Source organism: Treponema sp. OMZ 305 (assembly GCF_024181325.1).
Classification (GTDB): Bacteria; Spirochaetota; Spirochaetia; order Treponematales; family Treponemataceae; genus Treponema.
The window spans coordinates 2,411,647-2,437,697 of the sequence record NZ_CP051300.1 but is presented as its reverse complement, the minus strand read 5'-3'; the positions used below and the strand labels follow the sequence as shown (position 1 = coordinate 2,437,697).

Here is a 26,051-nt window from a genome sequence, read left to right as displayed (position 1 = left end):
CCACTATACCGGTGTATAAAGCATATAAGAAGGATCTTTTATTATTTGCAAGATTATTATAGGCGTATTGTTCTATCGCTTTTATTACGGTGAGAAAGGGCTTTGTTGAGTATCTTCACAGCCCTTTTTTTATGTATCCGGCAGTTCACTGAACATATACATGGATAAAAACGTACTCTTATCAATACATGACCCGAAAGACCTACAATCTCTTTCAAGAGAAGATCTACATATATTAGCGCAGGAAATGCGCAGCGTTATTCTGGAAACAGTCGGCGCAAACGGCGGGCATCTTGCCAGCAATCTTGGCGTTATAGAGTTAACTATCGCACTGCATCGAGTGTTTTCGAGCCCAAAAGACGCAATCATCTGGGATGTGGGGCATCAATCCTATCCTCATAAGCTCCTAACAGGAAGGTATGATAATTTTTCAACACTCCGCTTAAAAGACGGCCTTGCAGGGTTCCCCAAACGGGAAGAAAGTCCCCATGATGCATTCAACACAGGACATGCCTCTACCTCAATTTCAGCAGCCGAGGGAATTCTTATCGGGCGAAAGCTACAGCACCAGAGCGGAAAGGTTATCGCTGTTATCGGCGACGGGGCTTTAAGCGGAGGAATGGCCTTTGAAGCGCTCCTGAATGTTACCCCGCTTACAAAGAATCTGGTTGTTATCCTTAACGATAATAAGATGTCCATCTCTCCGAATATACGGGCGGTTTCCGAATACCTGAGCCGCTTAACCGTGCGGAAAGGATATCAGCAGTTTAAGTATATATTTGATACCGCTGTCGGCAAAATTCCGTTTTTAGGTAGGCGCATTAATTTTTTGATTCACCGGTTAAAGCGGGGCGCCAAGGGGATTTTTTACAGAAACAATCTTTTTACCGATCTCGGCTTTGAGTATGTCGGGCCGCTGAACGGGCATAACGAAAAAGAGCTTGAAAAAGTATTCCGCAATGTCAAAAATATTGATGCGCCGGTACTTATTCATATTGAAACAAAGAAAGGGAAAGGCTATCCGCTCGCGGAAAATAATCCTTCCGCCTTCCACGGCATCGGACCGTTCAATATTGCCGACGGAAAAATTGAAAAGGCGAGTACAAACTCTTTTACCGAAGCATTTTCTCATATTATCATTGATGAGGCGGCAAAACGAGACGATATCGCCGCAATTACCGCTGCAATGGCACAGGGAACCGGACTTGAGCGGTTCCGGCAGCAGTTTCCCGATCGTTTTTTTGATGTCGGTATTGCCGAACAACATGCGGTAACCTTTGCCGCCGGACTTGCCGCGGCCGGTTTACGGCCTATCGCAGCCATTTACAGTACGTTTTTGCAGCGGGCAATCGATCAAATTATCCATGACGTTGCACTGCAAAAACTGCCGGTTATCTTTGCGATAGACCGTGCGGGAGCGGTTCCCTATGACGGCGAAACCCATCAAGGTCTCTACGATATCTGCTTTTTACGCAGTATTCCCAATATGACGGTGCTCGCTCCCGCCTCGGCAGCGGAAATGCGGGCGATGTTTGAATGGGCATTGCAGTTGGATGCACCTGTTGCAATACGGTACCCTAAGAATACCTGCGCAGCGGAGTGCCCCGCATTTTTGCTTCCGATGGAAACCGGCCGCGGCGTGTTCACCGTAACGGCAGAACACAGCAATGTGCTGCTGGTGTGCACCGGCGGGATGTTCCCGGAAACCGTTCAGGCGGCAGAGCTGCTCGGACAAAAAGGCATATCCGCCGATATATACAATCTTCGCTTCTTAAAACCCATTGACGAAACCTTTTTCTTGGAAAAAGTCAAAAAATACCCTGCCGTACTCTTTATCGAAGACGGCGCATATATCGGCGGTGTCGGGCAGTATCTGGAAAGTTTGGTTCAAAAACGACTTTCCGGTACAAAAACGGCAGTATGCGCCTTTCCCGACACGGTCTTTATGCAAGGTTCGCGGCAGGATGTTCTTGAATGCGCCGGACTAACCGGTGAGCAGCTTGCCAAAGCCGCATCGAGGCTTTGCTGATGAAGGATGGCGAAAAAGTAACCAACTTTTGAGACATCTCCAGTGTTTCCCTAACCGAGTTTTTAAAGATGCCTTAATGTATCTCAAAGCGGAAGCCAAGCGGTAAATGGTCTGAATATCCTTCGCCGGTCAGTACATTGTACCTGACCGGTTTACCGCCCTCAACGAGCGGCGGTTCATATAGCACGAAAAACAACAGCGGTTCAATATAAGCGGTTCCGTCATCCGAGGCAGTTTTTGAATCAGCGCCACTGTCCGCGCCGCCCTCGTAGAAAATATGATCGATTTTTTCCCACGAATTTTTAAAGTAATAACTGCCGTCAGGCTGCGTGCCTGCTTCGTTCTCCGCTTTATAGTTCGATACATCCCAACATACCGGAAAATCATTCAGCTGATTAAATTCTTTAAGGGTCTGATTAAAATCTCCACATACGATAAAAGGAATGCGCGGATTTTTTTCTCTATGCTCTTGAATCTTCTTTATCAACTGAGCTTCCTGCTGAGCACGGATAGCTGCACTGTCGGAACTGCCGGTCTTTGATTTCCAATGCGCTGCAAAGACGGTTAATAACCGCGGTTTGTCGTTACTCCCCGTATTCAATACAATCTCTATCAATGCTCGCAACGCTCTCTTTTGCTCGGTATAAAGGCGATGCACAAAATAGCGTTCAATGGGATACTTACTAAGGATGATTGTGGTAAATGCCCCTTTTTCCGAACGCGGCGGGCATATTGCATAGGGATAGTTTTCCCCGCTTGGCAGCTGTTTACAAAAATCCTCAATCACACGCTCATTTTCAACCTCCTGTAAGACTACAATATCGGGTAACCGGTCTTTTTTGCCGGTCAATTTTTCTCCTGCCGCAAACAAGGTGCCTTTCAGCCGTTCGAGACGCGCTTTATACTTCTGAGCTGTCCATCGGGATTTGCTTCCTTTGTATTCTTTGAATTCGCTACCGTCTTCTACGGCATCAAAAAATGTCTGCGTGTTATAAGTAACAAGCGTAACGGGTTCCTTAAACTGCGTATCCGTAAGAGGAGTGCACTGCGTGCATTGCAGAAAGAGAATACCGGCGGTAATACAGGCAAAGAACGAAAATAACAATCGTTTGAGTTTCATGGTTTAACCTCCGCCTCTTATATAGAGCACGAGATGCAAAATGGCTAGAAATTAGACGTATCTAAATCATTTCCTTACAGAAAAAGCCGGTGGACTTTCGGTTCTTGGGTCCTCGTTCCCTGTACACGTTGTGCCTTTTGTGATTTTATTATCGATATGAATAAAATCGTTTCCCATAAATCGATCGCAGGCAATGCCTGCTTTACTGTTTTATGTTCCGGCGGAAAAGGCGGGCAGAAAGAAAGAGATAATCGTAGTATGACAACCGGAACAAAGACAGCTGGAATAAAATGCAACAAGAAATGCAAACGGGATTTCGGACGGGAGAAGATTACCATCCTGTATGAAGATGAATATCTTGCGGTGATTTACAAGCCGGACGGAATGCTTTCCGTGCCGTATCCGGGGAGCCGCGCGCAGACTGCTCTCGAAGTTCTTGAGCGGATAATGCGCAAAAAAGGAACCTATTCTCAAGCGCATAGACCGTTTGCAGTTCATCGTCTTGATCGCGAAACATCGGGAGTAATGATGTTTGCAATGACGGAAAAAGCTCAAAAAAAGATTATGGATCATTGGCAGACTCTGGTAACGGGGCGTATTTACCGTGCGGTTGCGGAAAATCCTGTGCAGGGAAATTATGCGCGGAGCTATTTCGGTGTAATGAAGAACAGCGGCACCATTAACGATGAAATTGCATACAATGCGCACAATCGAGGTTTTGTTCCGCATGATAAAGCCCGCTTTAAGATGGTAAGCGCTGTAACTCATTACAAAATAATTGAGCGCGGGACTCATTATACGCTTTTTGAATTAAGCCTTGAAACGGGAAGAAAGAATCAGATTCGGGCGCATTTGGCATCGAAAGGGTATGTTCTTGCCGGAGATGAAAATTACCGAGCAAAAACCAATCCTTTCGGGCGGCTTGCTCTCCATGCACGGACGCTTGAATTTAATCACCCATTTACAGGAGAACCGTTGAAATTTGAAATCCCCGAACCGAAAGAATGGCTTCTGTGCGTCAAGAACGGAGATAGACCCAGTGCAGTTAAACATCCAAGATAAACCGCACCGGAGATATTTCAAGCGATTGCCTTGTCACTGGTGGTGGGTTTCGGGTATAGTGCTTTCCGTTTTTGAGGCATTATGTTTACAAAAGATTTTGACTTTGACTTACCGAAAGAATTAATTGCGCAATATCCTTCAGCCGAACGCGGAAATGACCGGCTGCTTGTGTTAAATAGACGGACGGGGACATTAACCGATGCGATGTTTTCCGACTTGCCCGATTTTCTGCCGCCCGATTGTTTAATGGTGTTTAACAACACAAAGGTGCGCCATGCCCGTTTGTATGCCCATACCGGTAGCGGCGAAACTGAATTTTTGCTGATTGAGCCGCTCGACGAAGGCTTTGTGTGGAAAACCATCGTAAAGCGTGCCAAGCGGCAGCGGGAGGGGAAGGAATACACTTTTGACGACGGCACCCGTGCCGTGCTGATTCCACCTCCTTCCCCCAATGCAGCGGAATCGGATTGCAAATATATACGTTTTGACCGCTGCATTGATGACCGTTGGCTGGAAGCCAACGGTCATATCCCGCTGCCACCGTACATCAAGCGCGGCGACACGGATGAAGATGCCGCGCGGTACCAGACGGTATACGCAAAGAACACCGGTTCGGTTGCGGCGCCTACTGCCGGGCTCCACTTTACGGAGCCGATTTTACAGGAACTGGATAAGCGGCATATTGCACGAACCGCTGTAACGCTGCATGTCGGCCTTGGTACGTTTTTACCGGTGCGAACTGAGGTTGTCGAAGAACACACGATGCACTCCGAAAAATTCTTTATTTCCGACGAAACAGCGGATGCAGTGGAAAACGCTCACCGGAGCGATAAAACCATATTGGCAGTCGGCACCACTTCGGTACGGACACTTGAATCCGCATGGAAATCCGATACGCAGCAGTTGAGCCGCGGAATGCAGGCAACGGATATATTTATCTATCCCGGCTTTCGGTTTGGGCTTACCGGAGCGCTGCTTACCAACTTTCATACGCCGCAGTCGAGCCTCGTAATGTTGGTATCCGCATTTGCCGGCCGTGACAATATCTTTGCAGCTTACCGCCATGCAATAGAAAAAAAATATCGCTTTTTCTCTTACGGCGATGCCATGCTCATTCTTTAAGAACCGTGGTAATGGACTAGGGCAGCCGTATTGGCAATATTTTAAGCGGTTGCCTGTCTTCTGCGCGGAATTTTATGCAAGATTATGCATATTTTTGTCTATATTTTTTATTTTTATTGACTTTTTTGAATATTTATGCACTATTACTCCATAGGTGACATAAGTGAAACAGCGGCTAACAAGATTAAAAACAATCAGAAAATTGATAAAATCATACCCGATTGAATCACAGGAAATGCTGCTCGGCTATTTGGATCGCGAGGGGTTTTCCGTTACTCAAGCAACCTTGTCGCGTGACTTAAAAATGCTCAAGGTGAGCAAGGTTTCCAACGGAAAGGGTGATTATGTCTATACGGTACCGAGTGAAGACCATCCTCGTGAAACCGAGCAGGCGGGCATCCAAGATTTTTTACGCGGGTATATTTCTATAGATTATTCGGGAAATATGGCGGTTATCAAAACGTACTCAGGGCATACCGAGCTTATTTCGATGGCGCTTGAAAATATGGGGTTTGAATCCGTTCTCGGTATTATTGCAGGCCGTGATAATTGCGTATTTATTTGTTTGAGGGAAGGAGTAAGCGGCGAGCAGTTTCTGCGTGAACTGAAAGATCGGATTCCCGAATTGGAAGACTGAAGGATGCGCCGAAAAACTTCATTGACTTTAAGTACCTTCGATGGTGTTTTAAGATATAATACGGAAATGCCGATACCATAGAAGTATGAAAAGCGTTCATTTTAGGATACCTTCTTATCTGATAGGAAGTATTCTCATATTCATAAGTATAGCGGCTGCTTTTGGAGCTGATGTGTCCTCACCGAATTCCCCGGCAGTAAAACAAGATGCCGAGAGCAAAGAATCCGTTATTACGGTAGAAACGGTAGCCGGTGAAGATCCGAAAACCATACATCTTTATCCGTTTGATCAAATACCGGATTCTGTTGAAGTTCGAGGATCGATTACCGGTTCATGGCTTTCCGCGCCGATTGAAAAAGTTATCAAAAAGGCGCCCGAATTGCATACGGATTCAAAAGGAAATACGTTTACGGTATCGGGAAAGTATGCGGAAGACAGTAAGAATGTATATATCATTTCTATTATTCCTAATCTTACCGATTACAGTTTGCCGGAGCACAGTCTCGTGCCGCAAGGTACGTGGATGCTGTACCGAAGGGCTGATACCGGCGCTCCATTGTCGATTAAAATATATCCGCGTGAAAATCCTGCCCTTTCGGTTTCTCTCCGTCCTGCAAGCCAAAAGGCTTATAGCGGGAAGTCGTTTATCGATATATGTCTTTTTAATGCTTATGTGCGGAAAGACATCGCTATAGGCGTTCCTTTTGAAACACTCTATCATATTTCGCTTTTACGGTTGAAAGCATTAAGTCAGTCAATCATTCCATGGGATTTGTTTAATCCGCCGCGTGATAACAGCCCCGTTAAATCGATGTCGCGCATAGTTGAAAATCTCCGGTATCGGTTGGTACGGGTGAAAGACGGTTGCTTTGACCATGACGGAAAGCCGGTGCATATCAGTAATTCCCAGCCGCAAACGGAATTGGAAATAACAGCTGCGATGAATATCGACCAAATCCGCTCTGAAGTAATTGGCGGTGTTGATTCGGCCGGTTTTGCAAAGTGGGTTATCGATGGGATTATTCGTCCTATTGCAGGGCAGGGGACGGTTGTTGAAGCGTTAAAACGCGAGACCGATGCGCCTAAAACTCATTTTACAAGGCCGTATCTGGATACCGAGAATATCTTTTTCGGATTGGATTGGATACGGAATCTCGGCGCCGCTGCTTTAAGCTTAAATTTGAAGCGCACTGTTTATCCCGACTCTTCCGGTTTGGATGTAGATAGCTGTCCTTTTGCGCTTACCGGAGCGGCAATTCCGGTAAGTACGAGTGCAAAAACGGGATCGGTAAAACAACCTGCTTTTTTGGGGTATCAACGATATGCAGGATATCAAACATCGTATCTTTTACCGCTTTTATATTATTTTGCCATCGTCGAACCTGATCACTTTTATCTTGCATGTATCAGCACGGTGTCTTCGGCTACGGAGCTGAGAACGTATGAGCGGATAGCCGTATTCTTTCCGTATTTTGACGGTTTTGGAGCATTCCATCTTGACATATATGAGGACGGCGAGCTGATACCGGTTGATGAGTTTATTGAAAAAAACAAAGATGCTTATACAGCGATGGTACGGGTACGCGCCCCTGAGAAAGGCCTCTTTAATCCGTGAAGTTATTGAGACCTTATGCCCGCTGATTGAATTTTTCTTCAAAATTTCAATCAGTTTCTTAAAAGAAGGAAAAATGCATCAGAGAATTATAGCACAAATTCCGCAAAAAAAGAGACTGGACAACCATTTGAGCCGTGTTGCGGCGAAACTCTGGTTGGGCAGTCTCTTTTTTTGCGGGGGGTATTCAAAAAAATATCTGATGCATTTTTCCTGAGTCCTTGACACTTTCTTATTCTTCTGGTATTCTCAAGCGTCATTCTGCTTCTGTAGCTCAGTCGGCAGAGCACAACCATGGTAAGGTTGGGGTCAGCGGTTCGATTCCGCTCGGAAGCTTTTTGTTTTATAGGAGGTTTGTGATGGCTAAGAAAACATCTGTTGAGCTTATCGCATTACAATGTACTGAATGTAAGCGGAAGAACTACACAACCGCAAAAAATCGGAAAAATATTCAGGGTAAGCTTGAGTTAAGTAAATATTGTCCGTTTGATCGTAAGCATACCGTACATAAAGAAACAAAAGTTAAATAAGTATTTGAAGTCCGACCGATGGCCTGCGGCTTTTAAATAGAGGTCAGTAGCTCCAATGGTAGAGCGTCGGTCTCCAAAACCGAATGTTGAGGGTTCGAGTCCTTCCTGGCCTGTTTCATAAATAAGGGGTAGATATGTCAAAAATAATTACTTTTGGAAAAGAGTGTGTTGCTGAGCTGCGCAAGGTGGTTTGGCCTACTCGTGATGATGTCGTTTCTGCTGTGAAGGTTGTTATTGTTTCTACCATTCTTGTTGCTGTTTTTCTTGGTATTGTTGATACGTTTTTTGTTGCTTGCCTTGGCTGGTTCTTTTAAGGAACGGTTATGGCAAAAGAATGGTATATTCTACATATCTTTTCGGGCTATGAAAAGAGAGTGGAGCGTGCAATACGCCTATTAATGGAAAACGGTGAGATTCCTGCGGGAGTTATCTCTGAAATCAAGATTCCCGAAGAGGAATTGACTGAGGTAAAAGACGGTAAAAAGCGGGTTGTTCGCCGAAAATTCCTGCCCGGGTATATCCTTATTGAAATGGACTTGCCTGCCGTAAACTGGAAAGGGGTGTGTGCTCCGATTAGAAGAATACATGGTGTTACCGGATTTTTGGGTGTTGTCGGCGATGCTCGGCCTCAGGCTATTTCGGCTGATGAGGCAAAAAGTGTTTTGCAGAAGTCAGGGGAGATTAAGGGCGAAAGAGCTCGATCCGTGCAGATGTTTACGCCCGGTCAACAGGTTAAAATTATAGAAGGGCCTTTTGATACCTTTACCGGCACTGTAGAAGAGGTTATGGCAGATCGCAATAAACTGCGAGTGATGGTTGCTATATTCGGTAGGACAACCCCTGTTGAAGTTGATATGCTTCAGGTTGAGTTGATTTAGTGGTTTGGTTTTTTATTTATGGGAGGGAATGTTTTCCCGTTAGTACCAGAAGGAGATGGTTATGGCAAAGAAAAAGGTTACTGCGGTTATTAAATTGCAGTGTCCTGCCGGAAAGGCAACGCCTGCTCCGCCTGTAGGTCCTGCGCTTGGGCCGCATGGTGTAAGTGCACCTCAGTTTGTGCAGCAATTTAACGACCGCACAAAATCGATGGAGCCGGGCTTGGTTGTTCCTGTTGTTATTACGGTCTATTCGGATAAAAGCTTTACTTTTATCTTGAAAACTCCGCCTGCTGCGGTTTTAATCAGAAAGGCATGTAATATCCAAAAAGGTTCTGCAAATTCGATAAGTCAGAAGGTTGCAACTTTGTCAAAAGCAAAGCTTGAAGAAATTGCTAAGATGAAGATGCCGGACATTACTGCAAATGATTTGGAGGCTGCAAAGAAAATTATTGCGGGAACTGCACGAAGTATGGGTGTGGAGGTAGAGCGCTAATGAAACACGGAAAAAATTACCGCAATGCGTTAAAAAAATACGATAATGCTGCTCTTTTCTCTGTTCCCAAAGCTGTAGAATTGGTGAAAGAGCTGAAGTTTGCAAAATTCGATGAAACGGTCGAAGTTCATGTCAGTCTGAAACTGGGTAAGAATCAGAGCGTTCGTGATACTGTTGTTTTGCCACATCAATTTAGAGGCGAGAAGCGTGTGTTGGTGTTCTGTAAAGAAGACCGTGTGAAAGAAGCTTTGGATGCCGGAGCTACGTATGCCGGTGCTGCCGATTATATCGAAAAAATTAAGGGTGGTTGGCTTGATTTTGATATCGCTGTTGCTACCCCTGATATGATGAAAGATGTCGGGCGGCTTGGTATGGTGCTTGGTCGGAAAGGTTTGATGCCTAATCCTAAAACCGGAACGGTTACTGCTGATATCGGCGCTGCTATCAATGAGCTTAAAAAAGGTCGTGTTGAATTCCGTGCCGATAAAACCGGCGTTGTTCATCTTGCAATCGGTAAAGTTTCGATGGATACGGATAAAATCGCCGAAAACATTACGATCCTTTTGACTGAAATTGGACGAAAAAAGCCTGCCGATGCGAAGGCTGATTTTATCCAATCGGTTTCTGTCAGCTCTACGATGGGGCCGGGTGTCTGGGTAGATTATAAGGTAGGAGAATAAGATGGCACTGCGAGCGCATAAACCGCAGCCTGCAAAAACGGCTGCTATCGAAAATATTACGAATGAGTTAAAAGCTGCTTCGTCTTTTATTTTTACAGAATACCGCGGGTTGTCTGTCGAGCAGATTACACAGCTGCGCGCAAAACTCCGTGAAAATAATTGTACCTACAAAGTCGTGCGCAATAATTTTGCACGCATCGCTTTCGACTCCGTGAATTTGGATGTTAAAGACTATTTAGTCGGGCCTACTGCAGTTGCGATGATGAGCGAAGATGCAAACGCTGCTGCAAAAACGTTGTTTGAATTTGCAAAAGAAACTCCTGCACTGGTGGTAAAAGGTGCTGTGGTTGACGGGGAATTCTATGATGCTGCAAAAATCGAAGCATTCTCTAAATTGCCCGGCAAAAAAGAACTTATTGCAATGTTTATGTCTACGGTCAATGCAACGACCGCAAAGTTTGTGCGTACTCTTCAAGCTATTGTTGATAAAGAAGGTGGCGCTTCCGACGCTGCACCTGCATCGACTGAAGCATAATTGGGTAGCTCTAAAACTTTGTTAGATTTTTAGAGTTCCCAATTCCAAATGCGGTAGTCAGGCTTCACGCGCTGTCTTCCTGTCTACCGTTACTGCGGCTTGTATGAGCTGTGAAATTTTAATTTATAGGAGAAGATAATATGGCGGCATTAACAAACGAACAAATTATTGAGGCAATCAAAGAGAAGACTATTCTCGAGCTTTCCGAATTGATTAAGTCGATGGAAGAAGTATTCGGTGTAACAGCGGCGGCTCCCGTTGCAGTTGTTGCCGGCGGCGCTGCAGGCGGTGCAGCAGCAGCTGAAGAGCAGACTGAATTTACCGTAACGCTTAAAGGTCTGACAGACCCCAGCAAGAAAATCGGCGTAATCAAAGAGGTTAGAAACGTTGTTGCAGGGCTTGGTCTTAAAGAAGCAAAAGAACTCGTAGAAGGCGCTCCGAAAGTATTGAAGGAGAATGTTTCTAAAGAAGAAGCTGAAAAGATTAAAGAGGCAATGACAGCTGCCGGTGCAGAGATTACGATTGCTTAATTTTTTTGATATAAGCCGGCTGTGTAGTGCAGTCGGCTATTGTTTGATTCTATGATTTTTTTCTCAAACGCTATGTGGAGCTTCCTCGTCAATAGGGGAGGCTTTTGTAGTTTAAACAGGTAAAAAATACGGTAATAAAAATAACGAACTATTAAAAAAATCTGTTTAAAAAATGGGTAGATTGTAAGATAAATTATATGCTGTGCAGTATGGCGTGCTTATTTTAAGTTTTTATAGAGACGCGAAGCTGCTTGGGCGAGAGAAGGGGGAAGACGGGATGCCTGTGCGGAAAACGGTTAATCGCCAATATATCGGAAAAAATATCCAAAATTTTATGGAGCTGCCTAATTTAATTGATATTCAGCTCGCATCTTATGAAAAATTTTTATGCCGCGGAACACACCGGAGCGGAAATACTTCGGAGGAAGTCGGTTTGGAGGATGTGTTTCGGACGACCTTCCCAATCGAAAGCCCAAACGGCGATATGACGCTGGAATATCAATCATATACACTTGATGAAAATGACATTAAATTCAGCGAATATGAGTGCAAGCAGAAGGGGTTGACTTATGCTATCCCGTTAAAGGCTCAGATAGACTTGGTATTTAATCAAACCGGTGAAATCCGCCGTAAGAGTATCTATATGGGCGATATTCCCTTGATGACTGAGCGGGGTACCTTTATCATCAACGGTGCCGAGCGTGTTGTCGTATCTCAAATACACCGCTCCCCGGGCGTTATCTTTTCTCACGACAAAGGTGTTTATTCAAGCCGTATTATTCCCTATCGTGGCAGCTGGCTTGAATTTGAAATCGATCAGAAAAAAGATCTGATTTATGCAAAGCTCGATAAGAAAAAGCGTATCTTAGGAACCCTGTTTTTGCGGGCGTTGGGCTATGAAAGCCGTGAACAGATTATCGACTTTTTTTATAAAACCGAAGTCTTACCGGTTGCCGAAGGAACAGCGGAATACGATAAACTGGTAGGCCGTGTGTTTGCCAAGCGGATAACCGTAGCAGATGAATCCGGGGAACGGACGCTCTATCAAGCCGGTGAAAAGATTCATCCGCACGTTGTTGATGAATTGCAGCAAAATCATATTACTGAAATTACCGTTATCGATTTTAAAAAAGAGGGCAGTCTTGATTCTCCTGTAATTATCAACTGTTTTGAACGGGAGGAAATCCGCTTTGCCGATGCTGCAAAGGGGCAAGAGCCTACAAAGGAAGAGGCGCTGTCTGTCGTTTACGCCGCTTTAAAGCCCGGTGATCCGATGACGGTAGAGGCTGCCGAAAAAGATTTAACTTCGATGTTTTTCTCTCCCCGCCGGTATGATCTCGGACGTGTTGGGCGGTATAAACTCAATAAAAAATTTGATTACGAGCATCCCGTTGAAGAATGTACGCTTATCCTCGACGATATCGTAAATACGATGAAATACCTTATTCAGGTTTACATTGGAGATGCTTCAATCGATGATATTGACCATCTCGGAAACAGACGTGTTCGCTCAGTCGGCGAGCTGATGACCAATACGCTCAAAACCGCGTTTCTCCGTATGGAGCGGATTGCGCGCGAGCGGATGGGTTCAAAAGAAATTGAAACGATTAAGCCGCAAGAGCTTATTTCCATAAAGCCTATTGTCGCAACCATCAAAGAATTTTTCGGGGCAAGTCAGCTTTCGCAGTTTATGGATCAGGTCAATCCACTCGCGGAGCTTACCCATAAGCGCCGTCTAAACGCATTAGGTCCCGGCGGTCTTTCCCGTGACCGTGCCGGTTTTGAAGTCCGCGACGTTCACTACACTCATTACGGTCGGATGTGCCCGATTGAAACGCCGGAAGGTCCGAATATCGGTCTTATCGTGTCGATGGCGAGCTATGCGCATGTTAACGATTACGGCTTTTTGGAAGCGCCGTATGTAAAGGTCGTGAATGGCGTTGCAACTCGCGAGGTTGAATACCTTTCGGCGATGGACGAGGATAAATATTACATTGCGCAGGTATCCACCGCAGTGCAGAGCGACGGTACGATTACGGCGGAGCAAATTGCGTGTCGTCATCAGGGGGACTACACCACGCGCAGCTCAAAAGAAGTGCAGTACATGGACGTGTCGCCCAAGCAGATTATTTCCGTGTCCGCTTCGCTTATTCCCTTCCTTGAGCACGACGACGCGAACCGTGCGCTCATGGGTTCCAACATGCAGCGGCAGGGTGTGCCGCTCGTATTTCCCGAGCCTCCACGGGTCGGTACCGGTATGGAAGGCAAGTGCGCCTATGATTCGGGCGTGTTAATCAAAGCAAAGCGGAGCGGTACGGTTACGTTTGTTTCCTCCGAGAAGATTTCCATCGAATCGGACGCACCGGAAGGAACGGAAGAGAAGATTCGCGACTATACGCTGCTGAAATATCAGCGCACCAATCAGGATACGTGTTACCATCAGCGGCCGATTGTTTCCGTCGGGCAGCACGTAGAGGTCGGTGATGTCATTGCCGACGGCCCCGCAACCTATCAGGGAGAACTTGCGCTCGGTCGCAATATTCTGGTCGGCTTTGTGCCGTGGAACGGGTATAACTACGAAGACGCTATTTTGATTTCTCGCCGCGTACTGAAAGAAGATATGTTCACGTCGGTGCATATTAAAGAATTTACGACGGAAGTCCGCGAAACCAAGCTCGGTGCGGAGCGGATTACCGGCGATATTCCAAATAAGTCGGAAAAAAGCCTCGACAACCTCGATGCGGAAGGTATTATCCGCATCGGCGCTCAAGTCCGCTCCGGCGATATATTAATCGGAAAGATTACGCCTAAAAACGAGTCGGAAACAACGCCGGAATTTAAGCTGCTCAACTCAATATTCGGTGAGAAGGCAAAGGATGTTCGCGATTCATCGCTGCGCGTACCGCACGGCGTTGAAGGCACAGTTATCGATGTACAGCGATTGAAGCGCTCACAGGGTGATGATCTTAATCCGGGTGTTGACGAATTTATCAAGGTTCTCATCGCGACAAAACGCAAGTTGCGCGAGGGCGATAAAATGGCAGGCCGCCACGGAAACAAGGGTATTGTTGCCCGCATTTTACCGGAAGAAGATATGCCGTATATGGAAGACGGTACACCGCTCGATATCTGCTTGAATCCACTCGGCGTTCCGTCTCGTATGAATATCGGTCAGATTTTGGAGTCGGAACTCGGACTCGCGGGCTTGCGCCTTGACGAATGGTACGAAGCGCCCGTATTCCAGTCGCCGACCAATGAGCAAATCGAAAAGAAACTGGTGGAAGCGGGTATCCCCGCCAACTCAAAGGTGAAGCTGCGCGACGGACGAACCGGTATGCCCTTCCAAAACGACGTATTTGTCGGGGTTATCTACTTTATGAAGCTGGCGCACCTTGTTGACGATAAGATGCACGCCCGTTCAACCGGTCCGTATTCTCTGGTAACTCAGCAGCCGCTCGGCGGTAAGGCCCAGTTCGGCGGTCAGCGCTTGGGAGAAATGGAAGTGTGGGCGCTCGAAGCTTACGGTGCAGCTAATACGCTGCAGGAGCTTTTAACTATTAAGTCGGACGATATGCACGGACGTTCCAAAATATATGAATCCATCGTAAAGGGACAGGCTGCGACCGCTGCCGGAATCCCCGAATCGTTTAACGTATTGGTACAGGAATTGCGCGGTTTGGCGCTGGACTTCACGATTTACGATGAAAAAGGAAAGCAAATCCCGCTGACTGAGCGTGATGAAGAATTGATTACCGAAAACAGCTCCAAGTTTTAATTGAGATAAGGATGGGCTATGAGAGATATACAAGATTTCGACAATATTATGATTAAATTAGCTTCGCCCGAAGCGATCCGTGCGTGGTCGTACGGCGAAGTGAAGAAACCCGAAACGATTAACTACCGTACCCTGCGGCCGGAGCGGGACGGGCTTTTCTGCGAGCGTATTTTCGGAACTACAAAAGAGTGGGAATGCTATTGCGGTAAGTTTAAATCAATCCGCTACAAGGGTGTTATTTGCGACCGTTGCGGTGTCGAAGTTACTCACTTTAAGGTACGCCGCGAGCGTATGGGACATATCGAATTAGCGGCTCCCGTTTCTCATATCTGGTACTATCGCTCGGTACCGAGCCGGATGGGACTTTTGCTGGACTTGCCGGTTGCGGCGCTCCGTTCGGTACTGTACTACGAAAAGTACATTGTTATTGAGCCGGGTGGAACCGATTTAAAGAAAAATCAGCTGTTGAGCGAAGATGAATACCGCGATGCTCAGGAGCGGTACGGCGGAGCCTTTACTGCAAATATGGGTGCGGAAGCTGTTAAAACCTTGTTAAGTAACTTAAATCTGGATGAGCTTGCCGCTCAGCTCAGAATGAAGATGATCGAAAAGGGCGCAAAAAGCGATAAGCGGCTTTTAAAGCGTATCGAGATTGTCGAACATTTTAGAACGTCAAACAATAAGCCCGAATGGATGATCCTCGACGTTATTCCGGTTATTCCGCCCGATTTGCGCCCGATGGTGCAGTTGGACGGCGGACGCTTTGCGACTTCGGATTTAAACGATTTATATCGCCGCGTTATTCACCGGAATAGCCGTTTGACCCGTTTGATGAGCCTTAAAGCGCCCGATATCATTATCCGCAACGAAAAGCGGATGCTGCAAGAAGCGGTGGATGCTCTGTTCGACAATTCGAAGCGGAAGCGCGTTATTAAGGGTTCTTCAAATCGCCCGCTTAAATCCATCTCCGATATGCTCAAAGGCAAGCAAGGACGCTTCCGTCAGAACCTGCTTGGTAAGCGCGTTGACTATTCGGGACGTTCGGTTATCGTTGTCGGTCCTGAACTGAAACTGTGGCAGTGCGGCTTGCCTACCAAGATGGCAATGGAGCTTTTTAAACCGTTCATTATGAAAAAGCTCGTTCAAAAAGAAATTGTTTCCAATATCAAGAAAGCGAAAATCATGGTTGAGCAGGAGGCCGCTCCGGTTTTTGCCGTTCTCGACGAGGTCATCAGCGAGCATCCCGTTATGCTGAACCGTGCGCCGACGCTGCACCGTCTTGGTATTCAGGCTTTTGAGCCGGTTCTTGTCGAAGGTAAAGCCATCAAGTTGCATCCGCTTGTTTGTAAACCGTTCAATGCGGACTTTGACGGCGACCAGATGGCTATCCACGTACCGCTTACGCAAGCGGCGCAGATGGAATGTTGGACGCTGATGCTTTCGAGCAGAAACTTACTCGACCCTGCAAACGGAAAGACAATCGTATATCCGTCGCAGGATATGGTTCTCGGGTTGTACTATCTAACCAAGCAGCGTTCGTTAAAGGAAGGACAGCATATCCGCCGGTATTCTTCGGTTTCCGAGGTTATGATGGCCGCAGAGGCAGGTTCTATCGGTTGGCAGGAACTTATCAAGATTAACTATCGCGGCGAAGAAGTGGAAACAACACCCGGACGGATCGTTTTTAATGAAGAGATGCCCGAAGGCGTTCCGTTTGTCAATACCGCTTTGGATGATAAGCAAATCCGCAAGCTGATCGAAACTGTGTACCGCACAAAAGGAACATGGATTACCGTTCAGATGCTGGATAAGCTTAAATCCGTCGGTTATTACTATGCGACTTTCTTCGGCGCAACACTGAGTATGGACGATATCATTATCCCTCAGGAAAAATCGACTATGCTCGAAAAAGCAAACAACGAAGTTCTTTCTATATATAATCAGTACCGTGGCGGCCATATCACGCAGGAAGAGCGGTATAACAGGGTCGTCGAGGTGTGGTCAAAGACAAACGAAGAGTTGACCACGATAATGATGGATACGCTCGCGAAAGATCAGGACGGCTTTAACACGATTTATATGATGGCTACCTCCGGTGCGCGAGGAAGCCGAAACCAGATACGTCAGCTTGCCGGTATGCGAGGTCTTATGGCTAAACCGAGCGGCGATATTATCGAATTGCCCATCCGTTCAAACTTCAAAGAAGGTTTGAATGTTATTGAATTCTTTATTTCTACGAACGGAGCTCGCAAGGGTCTTGCCGATACCGCGTTGAAGACTGCAGACGCCGGTTATCTGACGCGCCGTCTGGTCGATATTGCGCAGGATGTTGTTGTCAATGAAGAAGACTGTGGCACCATCAACGGTATTGAATACTCGGCGGTAAAATCCGGAGATGAGGTTATTGAATCTTTAAGCGAACGGATTGTCGGTAAGTATACGCTCGAGCGGGTAGAGCACCCGATTTCGCATGAACTCTTAATCGATGTAAACGAATATATCACCGATGAGATTGCAGCGAAGATTGAAGAGGCGGGCGTACAGACCGTTAAGCTCCGCACGGTATTAACCTGCGAGTCCAAACACGGCGTCTGCGTGAAGTGCTACGGCCGCAACCTTGCCCGCAATAAGATTGTTGAAATCGGTGAAGCGGTCGGTATTATTGCGGCACAGTCCATCGGTCAGCCGGGTACTCAGTTGACGATGCGTACCTTCCACGTCGGAGGTACGGCAAGCAGCACAACCGAAGAGAATCATATCACCTTTAAATACCCCGTCATCATCAAAGATATTTTGGGTACATCAATCTCACTTGATGACGGTAATCTGCTGTTTACCCGCCGCGGCACGCTTCTGTTTGAAAAAGTTCTTGAGGAGTATAGGCTTGCGGCAGGGGATTCCGTTGCGGTGGAAACGGGCGTTCGTGTTCTGCGTGACGATGTGCTGTATACCGCTGCGGATGGTACGGTTGTGAAGAGTCCGATGAGCGCTTTTGCCTATTTGAACGGTTCGACACTGTATTTGACGGCTTCCGAACAAAAAACCGAAATCAGAAACGGTTCGACGGTTGTTGTCAAAAAAGGTGATTACGTACCGGCCAGCTCGGTTATTGCAACCTTCGATCCGTATAATGAACCGATCCTTGCGGAGCAAGATGGGTTTGTCCGGTTTGAGGATATTATCCCCGGTTCAACCCTCGAAGAAGATGTGAACGATGAAACCGGCGTGGTTGAGCGCCATATTTCCGAACTGAAATCGGATATGACCTTGCAGCCCCGTGTCTTTATCTCGGATGAATCCGGTAATGCACTCGGCTTTTATTACCTGCCGGACGGCGCTCAGCTGATGGTAGAAGAGGATACGCAGATTAAGGCCGGTACTGTTATCGCAAAACTTGCAAAAGCTGCTGCGAGAACGCAGGATATTACCGGTGGTCTTCCCCGTGTTTCGGAACTGTTTGAAGCTCGCCGTCCGAAAGCTCCTGCTGTACTTGCTCAGGTCGCCGGTACCGTTTCGTTTAAAGGCTTGCTGAAAGGTAAGCGGATTGTTATCGTGAAGGATCATTACGGCAAGGATTATAAACACTTGGTTCCGATGTCCAAGCGATTGCTTGTCCGAGACGGCGATACGGTTGAAGCAGGTGAACGGCTGTGCGACGGTAACCTCGATCCGCATGATATTCTTGCAATTTTGGGTGAAAATGCGCTTCAGAATTATTTGATGAATGAAATCCGTGATGTCTATCGGATGCAGGGCGTTTCCATCAACGATAAGCATATTGGTGTTATCGTTCGCCAGATGCTGCGGAAAATTGAGGTTATGTCTGTCGGCGATACCCGCTTTATCTACGGTCAGCAGGTTGACAAGTATCAGTTCCATGCGGAGAACAAGCGCGTTACTGCGGAAGGCGGTCAACCTGCTGTCGCTCGTCCGATGTTCCAAGGTATCACCAAGGCTGCATTGAATATCGATTCGTTTATTTCGGCGGCTTCGTTCCAAGAAACGACGAAGGTCTTGACGAACGCCGCTATTGCCGGAAAAACCGACGAGCTGCGCGGCTTAAAGGAAAACGTTATTATCGGGCATCTTATTCCTGCCGGTACCGGTATGCCGCAGTATCGTTCGGTCAAGCTCTTCGATAAGAATATGAGCGACTTGGATGAGCAGGTCAACGAAATACTCGAACGGCGCAGACGCGAATTGGAAGAAGCGGAAGCTGCCGAAGCTCAAGCGGAGATGGATGAAGAAGACTTTGATACGGATGACGAGCTCGGCTACGAGAATACGGAGTCCGCCGAAACTTCTTATGATGAAACTTCTCTTGACGAACCTACAGGAGATTTTGAGGATTGACAGACTGTATATAGTACACTAGAATAGTGCGTCTGTATGTTCAGATTATAAGTGTATATACTTTGGGATCGTTATGAACAGGAATTTGTAACGATTCCGATTATAGCTTAATCCGTAGTGCTGGCGGAGAGATATAAGGAGTTAGGGCAAATGCCTACGATTAATCAATTGATAAAGCAGGGTCGAAAAGCGGTCGTCTCGCGAACCAAGAGTCCTGCATTGCAGTCATGCCCGCAGAAACGCGGTGTATGCACCCGTGTAATGACGGTTACGCCGAAAAAACCGAATTCCGCATTGCGGAAGGTTGCCCGTGTGCGCTTGAGCAACGGTATCGAAGTAACTGCCTATATTCCGGGTATCGGACATAACTTACAGGAACACTCCGTCGTGTTAATTCGCGGCGGCCGTGTTAAGGATTTACCGGGTGTGCGCTATCATATCATTCGTGGAACAAAGGATACGCTCGGTGTTGCCGATCGTAAGCGCGGCCGTTCAAAGTACGGCGCAAAGAAGCCTAAGGCGTAAAGGAGAGGTTTATTATGGGACGGAAAAAGAAGACTATCAATAGACCGATTGCGCCGGATGCACGCTACAACAGCGTTGTGCTTTCAAAGTTTATTGCCCGCATGATGCTTGACGGAAAAAAATCCGTTACGACAGCTATTTTGTACGACAGCTTTGATGTAATTAAATCAAAGACAGGCGAAGATCCGCTTACCGTATTTACCAAAGCGCTTGAAAATGTTAAGCCGCTTGTCGAGGTAAAATCACGCCGCGTTGGAGGCGCCACCTATCAGGTACCGATCGAAATCCGCGAATCCCGCCGCGAGGCGCTCGGAATGCGCTGGATTATCGGCGCTGCCCGCAGCCGGAACGGTCATGCAATGTCCGAGCGTTTAGCTGCCGAGGTTATCGATGCGTACAACAATACCGGTACCGCCTTCAAAAAGAAGGAAGATACCCACCGTATGGCGGAAGCGAACAAAGCCTTTGCTCACTACCGCTGGTAGTTTACAACTGCCGGTATCGATTGCATCGGTAATGCTGTGTAGTATGGAAAGCCTTGAAACAGTACGTTTCAAGGCTTTTTTTATTCGTCTTTTCGGTAATGCTTATATCCGGGATGCTTGCCCCATACGTTATAGTCGGCGCGCATACGGCAGAGCCGGTCTATGTTTTCTCGGGAAATTTCCGTTTTCTAACTTGACTGATACATTTCCGTTATTTGACGCGACCCAGCCGAGCTGCCACATTTTATGGCAAATGTCGCACATCTGATCTTTCATCTCTAAAATATTCATAGCGTATAGTATACTGCGGAATTTCTTTCTGCCAATTTCGCCCGCTTATTATTCGTGCGGAGGATTTAATACCCCGACGCTCTGCGTCGTAACAAAGGGTATTAAAGCCGACTGCAAACACCTTATGAGAACAACACCCCCGACGCTTGCGTCGGGGGTGTTGATTTTGACAAAACATACACATATTTGTATTATTCGTACGACTAACATATTCGCAATCCGGTTATAAGGAGTATAAACCCTATGGAAAAATCGATGGAGCAGCCGCTGATATTGCGTAGAGGTGTTCCGTACTTTTTGCTGTTTTCACTATATGCGATAATCAATACCTATTTACCGATTATGCTTAGAACGCTCGGCTTTTCAACTGCCCAAATCGGTATTCTGCTCGGCATTATTGAAATAGTAGGCGTATGTGCGCCTTTTTTTATTACGCGGCAGCTTGATAAAACCGGCCGCTACGGGTTGATAATGTGTATATTCGGATTCGATATTGCGCTATTACTGCTGCCCATTCTCCGCTTTCATTCATTTTTTGTTACGGCGCTTTGTCTCGGTATTTTTGCTGTAGGTTTTCAGGGAATGGTTCCGGTACTGGACGGTTTTACAACAAAGGCACTGGGGCAACATAACGCTCAATATGGGAAAATTCGGGCGCTCGGTTCTGTCGGCTTTGTCGGTATGAATTTATTTTTACAGCTGCATCCCTCTATTTCAGGGAAAAATCCTGTTTCAATGATTTTGGCTGTCAGTATAGTTGCACTCATGTTTGTGGTAACGCTCCGGTGGGTACCTGATTTATATGCTTCTTTGCTTGTCGAGACGGGAACCCCGATGAAAACGGAAGAAGCCACATTAAAAGAATCTACCGAAGGACAATCGGTAAAGGAGAAAGTTGCGTTTGCTGCATTCCCTAAGCTGTTTTGGGAATGTTTATTATTGATCTTTCTGGCCTTTTTAGGCTTGGTTCCCTGCCAGCGTTTTTTTTCGCTCTATGTTGAAGAATATATTAAAGTGGAAGCTTCTGCCGGTTTATGGGCGCTGTCGGCAATGGCGGAAATACCGTTGCTTATTATCTCCGGAAAACTTATCCGGCGTTTCGGCAAAGAACGGCTCCTTGCTGTCTGTTTACTAAGCGTGATTATACGGAATTGCTGTTATATTTTTATTCCCGGAATCAGCGGTGCGGTCGTAGGGCAGCTCTTGCATTCGCTGAGCTTCGGTTTATTCCACCCATTGGGTGTACTGCTCTGTGTTGTGCACAGTTACGGTAAAACAGTTACTGCTATGACTTTTTTTACTGCAGCAAACGGCATTGCCTACGTAATAGGGAGTATGGTTGGTGGGTATGTTATCGAATGTTTAGGGTATCCGGCGCTTTTTTTATTATTCAGCGTGTTTCCTGCTATCGGTATTGTATTTTATCTTTTTATTATGCGGCATGGTTGCTGATTATGCGGCGGGGTTAATATTTTCCAACCATCGAAACATCGGCTCCGAACCACTTTGTGGATATTGCCAGCAGGGTTCCGTCCCGTGCCATATCGGCAAGAAAAGCGTTTATTGTTTCCATTAATTCTCTGTCTTCTTTTCTAAATGCATAGCTGTAAGTATTGATGCTAATCGGATCTCCAATTACCTGATATAGTTTTTTCTTTTCTATTGTAATTTTACTGTAATATGTCAGCAAGTTCATGACGACCGCATCAAGCTGATCGTAATCCAATGCAAGCAGCATACTTTCTTGTCGGGAATAACGATATGGCCGACGACCGTTATTAATATAAAGGGGAGACTTCATTACAAGTTCGAACATTCCCTCATCGGATAGTATGCCGATCCGCTTATTCCGTAAATCGGAAAATTGACTGAATGGCACTGTGCCGTCCATACTTTGAAGTACAACAACCACTAACGCATCTCGTAAATACGGTGTACTTAGTAAAAAGCGTTCTGCATTTGCCTCATTATTAATAAAACCGCTTGCAATATAATTAATTTTTCTGTTTTCGAGCGCTGCGATTCTATCTGCGATGCTTATAATAGGTACAAGTCGCAGCTTTACGCCAAGCTTATCGGCAAGAGCTTGAGCTACATCCGCTTCGAATCCGGCAATTGCTCCTGTGCTGGAATAAAAACTGAGCGGTGGAATTGACGGATCGACGCCAACCACAAGCTCATTTTTGACAATAATCCTTGCCAATGAAGTATCATTTATTCCTTTATTCTCTATCCGGTTGCCGGTACAAGAAAAAAGTGAAAATACTAATAATATGCCGAAAAGACTTTTTATCTTCATTTTTACCTCAGCGTTATTAAAATCGAACATTCAATACTGATAAATTAGAACCGAACCATTTTCGGGAAAAATCCGGAATAGTGCCGTCTTCATTCATTTCGACCAAAACGGATTCGATTTTAGCGACCAGCGAACCGTCCGTTTTCCTAAAAGCGAACGTGTAATATTCGGTAGAAATAGCTTCATTTATAATACTGTAGTTCGGGCTTTGATCGAGCGTGTTGCAGGAGTAAATAAGGTCTAATACGATGGCATCGCAGGTACCTGCATTGAGCGCTTCATACAGGCGATCTATGGAGATCAATTGCTGAATGCTCACATGATCTTTCAATATCTCCATATCCGATAATGCTTCATCGCCACCTGTGCCTACCTCAACTGCTATCCTTCTATCTCTTAACTGATCCAATGTTTGGTATCCTTTGCTTGCAAGCGTTACAACAATTTTAGCATTTTGAAGATATGGCGCACACATTCGGTAATGCTGCTTACGTTCTTCCGTAAGGCTAAAACCGCTTGCAATGCAATCGATTACTCCCGTATTCAAAAGAATTTCTTTTTGCGTCCAATCTATCGGGTAAAAGATCGGATGAATACCGAGGCGGCGGCATAATTCCGTCATTATATCGACGTCATACCCTACTATTTCGTTCTTTTCATTTCTAAAAGAGAGGATGGGAACAAAATCGGAAACACCGATGACCAATGTGGCTTTTACCTGAACTTTCGCCCAAGAAGGATCTTCAATATATTCAATTTTATGATTGCGGTGGCATGAAGAAAATAAAATAAACAGTATACATAGCGCCGCATATACAGTTATCCGTTTTTTCATATTAGTTTCTACGACCTTCAACAACATTTTTACCGGAAAGGTACACAAACAGTATCATTTTTTATGTGTCCTGTAAAGGGAAATTGTTCAGGGCAAACGCATCAGACACGCTATTTTCAAAAGGACTTGGTTGTATTTTTGTTATATCCATAGTATCCTTTTGGGTATGACAAATAATACACGGATACAAGAGCTTGAAGCGCTGATAAAAAAGCATCAGGACTTATACTATAACGCAGAACCGGAAATTTCGGATGCGGATTTTGATTTATTGTGGGACGAACTGCGGAGCCTTGACCCTCGGAATGCCTTATTTGCAACGGTACCCAAGGACAGCGCCGACGGTTTCCCAAAAGCGGAACATATTATCCCGATGGGGAGCCAAGACAAGGCGGCGGATCCCGAAAGTTTCCAAAAATGGGCGGAGAAAATGCCGTTTTCCGATTTTCTGGTACAATACAAACTGGACGGCGCCAGTATGGAGCTGCAATATGAAAAAGGGCGGCTTGTTCGTGCGGTAACACGGGGTGACGGCAAAATCGGCGATGATATTACTGCGAATGTTAAAAAGATGCAGGGAGTCGTACTTGAGATGAAAGGAGATTCCGCTCCTAACGGAGCATCACCCTTTTCCGGCGGCATCCGCGGCGAAGTGCTGATGACCAAAGAGGTGTTGCACAATTTTTACCCCGATAAAAAGAATTGCCGGAATGCAGCAAACGGGTTGATGAAGCGGAAGGACGGCAGCGGCAGCGAGCGCCTCGAAATTATTTGCTATGATGCTGCCGCGGGAACAGTCGGGAAGCCCTTTACCGAAACCGCGCCTTTCACTACGGAAACCGAAAAGCTCAACTGGCTTAAAACGCAGGGCTTTTTACAAGTGCCGGTTACGCGGTGCGTCGGCGTCAGGGAGGTTATCGACTACCGCGCCCATATTATGGATATCCGCGGTACCATTCCTTATGACATCGACGGCCTTGTCGTCAAAAACGATGCTATCGATACTGCAGACCTCAGCAGGGCGCGTCCGGAAAAACAAATCGCCTTTAAGTTTAGCCTTGAAGAAGCGGTCACTGCGCTGCGCAGCGTCGAGTGGAGCGAATCGGGCGCTACCTATACCCCCATCGCGCTTATCGATCCGGTACAGCTGGCGGGTACAACCGTCAAGCGGGCAAACCTCTGCAATCCGAACATGATTGCGGAACTGAACCTCAAGATCGGCAGCAGAGTGCTGGTAACCAAACGGGGAGAGATTATCCCCAAGATAGAAGCGCTTATCGAAAATCCTGCATCAAGTGTGCCCATCGAACAGCCGTGCCGATGTACGAGCTGCGGCGCTGCGCTCCGTGACGAAGGTACCCGCCTGTATTGCCCTAATCCGGCGTGCCCTAAGCTCATTCATCACCGGATAGAAAAATGGATCAACACCCTTGATATTCAGGACTTTGGGACGGTGCTCCTCAAACAGCTTTTTGACGCACAGCGCCTTCGCTCTATTTCCGATTTATATACGCTGACTGTTGAGGAACTCGCAGCCCTCGAACGCATGGGAAAAAAGTCGGCGGAAAAAGTGTACCGCGCACTGCACGCCAAGCGGGAAATTCCGCTGCCGGTTTTTATTGCCGGTTTCGATATCGAAGGCATCGGCCGCACGATGGTAGAAAAACTGGTTGATACGGGCTTTGACACCCTCGAAAAACTGCTTGCAGCTTCGGAAGAAGATTTTGCCGCCGTATATCAATTCGGCAGTGTCCTTGCCCATACGCTTACGCTCGGCCTCCGCGATGCAAAGGAAGAGATGCTGCGCCTTACCGGCTCGGGGCTTATCGTTATTCAAGCGCCCGCCGCTGAACAAGGGAATCTGCCGCTTACAGGAAAAAGTTTTTGCTTTACCGGAGAGTTGAACACACTTAAAAGGAAAGAAGCTGAAGCGATGGTTCAAGCAAAAGGCGGAACGGTAAAATCTTCGGTAACGAAGGGACTTACGTACCTCGTAACCAATACCCCCGATTCCGGTTCGTCAAAAAACAAGAAAGCGCAGGAACTCGGCACTGCAATTATCACCGAGGAGGCATTTTTAAAACTGTTTTAATGTCGGCAAAAAAACTAAACTACCCGCGACCCCTGTCGACACAAAACAGAGCCGATAAGTATTCACTTACCGGCTCTTTGCTTTCTGCATTCGCCCCCTTAATTCACAGCTTGAATGAGAAATTCCTCACCGGATAAACCGATGAGGAATTAAGTATTCTTCCCCACA

At 46.5% G+C, this 26,051-nt stretch carries 22 protein-coding genes and 2 tRNA genes; 20 read left to right on the top strand and 4 right to left on the bottom strand.

Translation table 11 applies throughout. The features are described 5' to 3' along the window. The first annotated feature begins 160 nt into the window (after positions 1-160). Positions 161-2,029, top strand: coding sequence for a 1-deoxy-D-xylulose-5-phosphate synthase (gene dxs / locus ABK01_RS10800; protein ID WP_253675635.1), 1,869 nt, complete (start codon positions 161-163; stop codon positions 2,027-2,029). Between the two features lie 73 nt (positions 2,030-2,102). Here the strand turns inward: dxs and ABK01_RS10795 are convergent, their stop codons facing one another. After that, positions 2,103-3,149: an endonuclease/exonuclease/phosphatase family protein gene (locus tag ABK01_RS10795; protein ID WP_253675634.1), complete on the bottom strand. Its 1,047-nt coding sequence runs from the start codon at positions 3,147-3,149 to the stop codon at positions 2,103-2,105. A 156-nt stretch (positions 3,150-3,305) separates the two neighbouring features. On the opposite strand from ABK01_RS10795, the gene ABK01_RS10790 reads away from it, so the two are divergent. The 17 genes from ABK01_RS10790 (at position 3,306) to rpsG (ending at position 20,366) form a co-directional block, all read left to right on the top strand. After that, on the top strand, positions 3,306-4,211 hold the full coding sequence (locus ABK01_RS10790) for an RluA family pseudouridine synthase (protein WP_212565433.1): 906 nt from the start codon (positions 3,306-3,308) through the stop codon (positions 4,209-4,211). 81 nt (positions 4,212-4,292) lie between these two features. After that, positions 4,293-5,333, top strand: a complete 1,041-nt coding sequence (gene queA, locus ABK01_RS10785) for a tRNA preQ1(34) S-adenosylmethionine ribosyltransferase-isomerase QueA (protein ID WP_253675633.1) — start codon at positions 4,293-4,295, stop codon at positions 5,331-5,333. A 163-nt stretch (positions 5,334-5,496) separates the two neighbouring features. Beyond that, positions 5,497-5,970 (top strand): arginine repressor, encoded by a 474-nt coding sequence (locus ABK01_RS10780; RefSeq protein ID WP_253675632.1) that lies wholly within the window; start codon positions 5,497-5,499, stop codon positions 5,968-5,970. 172 nt (positions 5,971-6,142) lie between these two features. Beyond that, entirely contained in the window at positions 6,143-7,585 is a 1,443-nt protein-coding gene (locus tag ABK01_RS10775; RefSeq protein ID WP_253675631.1) for a hypothetical protein, read from the top strand. A 260-nt stretch (positions 7,586-7,845) separates the two neighbouring features. Next, positions 7,846-7,918, top strand: a tRNA-Thr gene (locus ABK01_RS10770). A 23-nt stretch (positions 7,919-7,941) separates the two neighbouring features. Next, the gene (gene rpmG, locus ABK01_RS10765) at positions 7,942-8,112 is read left to right on the top strand and encodes a 50S ribosomal protein L33 (RefSeq protein WP_016523242.1); all 171 of its coding nucleotides are present in this window, start codon (positions 7,942-7,944) and stop codon (positions 8,110-8,112) included. 40 nt (positions 8,113-8,152) lie between these two features. Next, positions 8,153-8,225 (top strand) — tRNA-Trp (locus ABK01_RS10760). Between the two features lie 21 nt (positions 8,226-8,246). Beyond that, positions 8,247-8,426, top strand: a complete 180-nt coding sequence (gene secE / locus ABK01_RS10755; RefSeq protein WP_044013336.1) for a preprotein translocase subunit SecE — start codon at positions 8,247-8,249, stop codon at positions 8,424-8,426. Between the two features lie 9 nt (positions 8,427-8,435). Continuing rightward, on the top strand, positions 8,436-8,990 hold the full coding sequence (gene nusG, locus ABK01_RS10750; protein WP_212565429.1) for a transcription termination/antitermination protein NusG: 555 nt from the start codon (positions 8,436-8,438) through the stop codon (positions 8,988-8,990). 61 nt (positions 8,991-9,051) lie between these two features. Further along, a complete protein-coding gene (rplK, locus tag ABK01_RS10745; protein ID WP_212565428.1) occupies positions 9,052-9,483 on the top strand; it encodes a 50S ribosomal protein L11 in 432 nt (143 codons plus the stop codon). Then, the gene (gene rplA / locus ABK01_RS10740) at positions 9,483-10,163 is read left to right on the top strand and encodes a 50S ribosomal protein L1 (RefSeq protein WP_016523246.1); all 681 of its coding nucleotides are present in this window, start codon (positions 9,483-9,485) and stop codon (positions 10,161-10,163) included. The genes rplK and rplA overlap by 1 nt, the downstream gene beginning before the upstream one ends. Position 10,164: 1 nt before the next feature. Then, the gene (rplJ, locus tag ABK01_RS10735; protein WP_016523247.1) at positions 10,165-10,698 is read left to right on the top strand and encodes a 50S ribosomal protein L10; all 534 of its coding nucleotides are present in this window, start codon (positions 10,165-10,167) and stop codon (positions 10,696-10,698) included. Between the two features lie 140 nt (positions 10,699-10,838). Beyond that, entirely contained in the window at positions 10,839-11,228 is a 390-nt protein-coding gene (rplL, locus tag ABK01_RS10730) for a 50S ribosomal protein L7/L12 (protein WP_212565426.1), read from the top strand. A gap of 277 nt (positions 11,229-11,505) precedes the next feature. Then, entirely contained in the window at positions 11,506-15,003 is a 3,498-nt protein-coding gene (gene rpoB / locus ABK01_RS10725) for a DNA-directed RNA polymerase subunit beta (protein ID WP_253676614.1), read from the top strand. Between the two features lie 18 nt (positions 15,004-15,021). After that, positions 15,022-19,356 carry a DNA-directed RNA polymerase subunit beta' gene (rpoC, locus tag ABK01_RS10720; RefSeq protein WP_253675630.1) on the top strand — a complete coding sequence of 1,445 codons (4,335 nt, stop codon included), beginning with the start codon at positions 15,022-15,024 and terminating at the stop codon, positions 19,354-19,356. A 150-nt stretch (positions 19,357-19,506) separates the two neighbouring features. After that, positions 19,507-19,881, top strand: a complete 375-nt coding sequence (rpsL, locus tag ABK01_RS10715; RefSeq protein WP_016518396.1) for a 30S ribosomal protein S12 — start codon at positions 19,507-19,509, stop codon at positions 19,879-19,881. A 14-nt stretch (positions 19,882-19,895) separates the two neighbouring features. Next, the gene (rpsG, locus tag ABK01_RS10710) at positions 19,896-20,366 is read left to right on the top strand and encodes a 30S ribosomal protein S7 (protein WP_044013319.1); all 471 of its coding nucleotides are present in this window, start codon (positions 19,896-19,898) and stop codon (positions 20,364-20,366) included. A gap of 129 nt (positions 20,367-20,495) precedes the next feature. Here the strand turns inward: rpsG and ABK01_RS10705 are convergent, their stop codons facing one another. Beyond that, positions 20,496-20,609 carry a class II aldolase/adducin family protein gene (locus tag ABK01_RS10705; RefSeq protein ID WP_253676613.1) on the bottom strand — a complete coding sequence of 38 codons (114 nt, stop codon included), beginning with the start codon at positions 20,607-20,609 and terminating at the stop codon, positions 20,496-20,498. A 291-nt stretch (positions 20,610-20,900) separates the two neighbouring features. Here ABK01_RS10705 and ABK01_RS10700 point away from each other — a divergent pair, with 291 nt between their 5' ends. Next, positions 20,901-22,109: an MFS transporter gene (locus ABK01_RS10700; protein ID WP_253675629.1), complete on the top strand. Its 1,209-nt coding sequence runs from the start codon at positions 20,901-20,903 to the stop codon at positions 22,107-22,109. 13 nt (positions 22,110-22,122) lie between these two features. Here the strand turns inward: ABK01_RS10700 and ABK01_RS10695 are convergent, their stop codons facing one another. Next, positions 22,123-22,956: a substrate-binding periplasmic protein gene (locus ABK01_RS10695; RefSeq protein ID WP_253675628.1), complete on the bottom strand. Its 834-nt coding sequence runs from the start codon at positions 22,954-22,956 to the stop codon at positions 22,123-22,125. A gap of 16 nt (positions 22,957-22,972) precedes the next feature. Next, a complete protein-coding gene (locus ABK01_RS10690; RefSeq protein WP_253675627.1) occupies positions 22,973-23,791 on the bottom strand; it encodes a transporter substrate-binding domain-containing protein in 819 nt (272 codons plus the stop codon). Positions 23,792-23,957: 166 nt separating this feature from the next. Between ABK01_RS10690 and ligA the strand changes: the two genes are divergently transcribed. Next, a complete protein-coding gene (ligA, locus tag ABK01_RS10685) occupies positions 23,958-25,883 on the top strand; it encodes an NAD-dependent DNA ligase LigA (RefSeq protein ID WP_253675626.1) in 1,926 nt (641 codons plus the stop codon). Positions 25,884-26,051: the final 168 nt, after the last annotated feature.

Coding starts and splice junctions, on each gene's coding strand:
- ABK01_RS10795 (WP_253675634.1), bottom strand. CDS start 3,149: ATGAAACTCAAACGATTGTTATTTTCGTTCTTTGCCTGTATTACCGCC.
- rpmG (WP_016523242.1), top strand. CDS start 7,942: ATGGCTAAGAAAACATCTGTTGAGCTTATCGCATTACAATGTACTGAA.
- ABK01_RS10690 (WP_253675627.1), bottom strand. CDS start 23,791: ATGAAAAAACGGATAACTGTATATGCGGCGCTATGTATACTGTTTATT.
- ABK01_RS10705 (WP_253676613.1), bottom strand. CDS start 20,609: ATGTGGCAGCTCGGCTGGGTCGCGTCAAATAACGGAAATGTATCAGTC.
- ABK01_RS10695 (WP_253675628.1), bottom strand. CDS start 22,956: ATGAAGATAAAAAGTCTTTTCGGCATATTATTAGTATTTTCACTTTTT.
- rplA (WP_016523246.1), top strand. CDS start 9,483: ATGAAACACGGAAAAAATTACCGCAATGCGTTAAAAAAATACGATAAT.
- rpsL (WP_016518396.1), top strand. CDS start 19,507: ATGCCTACGATTAATCAATTGATAAAGCAGGGTCGAAAAGCGGTCGTC.
- rplK (WP_212565428.1), top strand. CDS start 9,052: ATGGCAAAGAAAAAGGTTACTGCGGTTATTAAATTGCAGTGTCCTGCC.
- ligA (WP_253675626.1), top strand. CDS start 23,958: ATGACAAATAATACACGGATACAAGAGCTTGAAGCGCTGATAAAAAAG.
- nusG (WP_212565429.1), top strand. CDS start 8,436: ATGGCAAAAGAATGGTATATTCTACATATCTTTTCGGGCTATGAAAAG.
- ABK01_RS10790 (WP_212565433.1), top strand. CDS start 3,306: ATGAATAAAATCGTTTCCCATAAATCGATCGCAGGCAATGCCTGCTTT.
- rplJ (WP_016523247.1), top strand. CDS start 10,165: ATGGCACTGCGAGCGCATAAACCGCAGCCTGCAAAAACGGCTGCTATC.
- rpoB (WP_253676614.1), top strand. CDS start 11,506: ATGCCTGTGCGGAAAACGGTTAATCGCCAATATATCGGAAAAAATATC.
- queA (WP_253675633.1), top strand. CDS start 4,293: ATGTTTACAAAAGATTTTGACTTTGACTTACCGAAAGAATTAATTGCG.
- ABK01_RS10700 (WP_253675629.1), top strand. CDS start 20,901: ATGGAAAAATCGATGGAGCAGCCGCTGATATTGCGTAGAGGTGTTCCG.
- rpsG (WP_044013319.1), top strand. CDS start 19,896: ATGGGACGGAAAAAGAAGACTATCAATAGACCGATTGCGCCGGATGCA.
- secE (WP_044013336.1), top strand. CDS start 8,247: ATGTCAAAAATAATTACTTTTGGAAAAGAGTGTGTTGCTGAGCTGCGC.
- rpoC (WP_253675630.1), top strand. CDS start 15,022: ATGAGAGATATACAAGATTTCGACAATATTATGATTAAATTAGCTTCG.
- dxs (WP_253675635.1), top strand. CDS start 161: ATGGATAAAAACGTACTCTTATCAATACATGACCCGAAAGACCTACAA.
- rplL (WP_212565426.1), top strand. CDS start 10,839: ATGGCGGCATTAACAAACGAACAAATTATTGAGGCAATCAAAGAGAAG.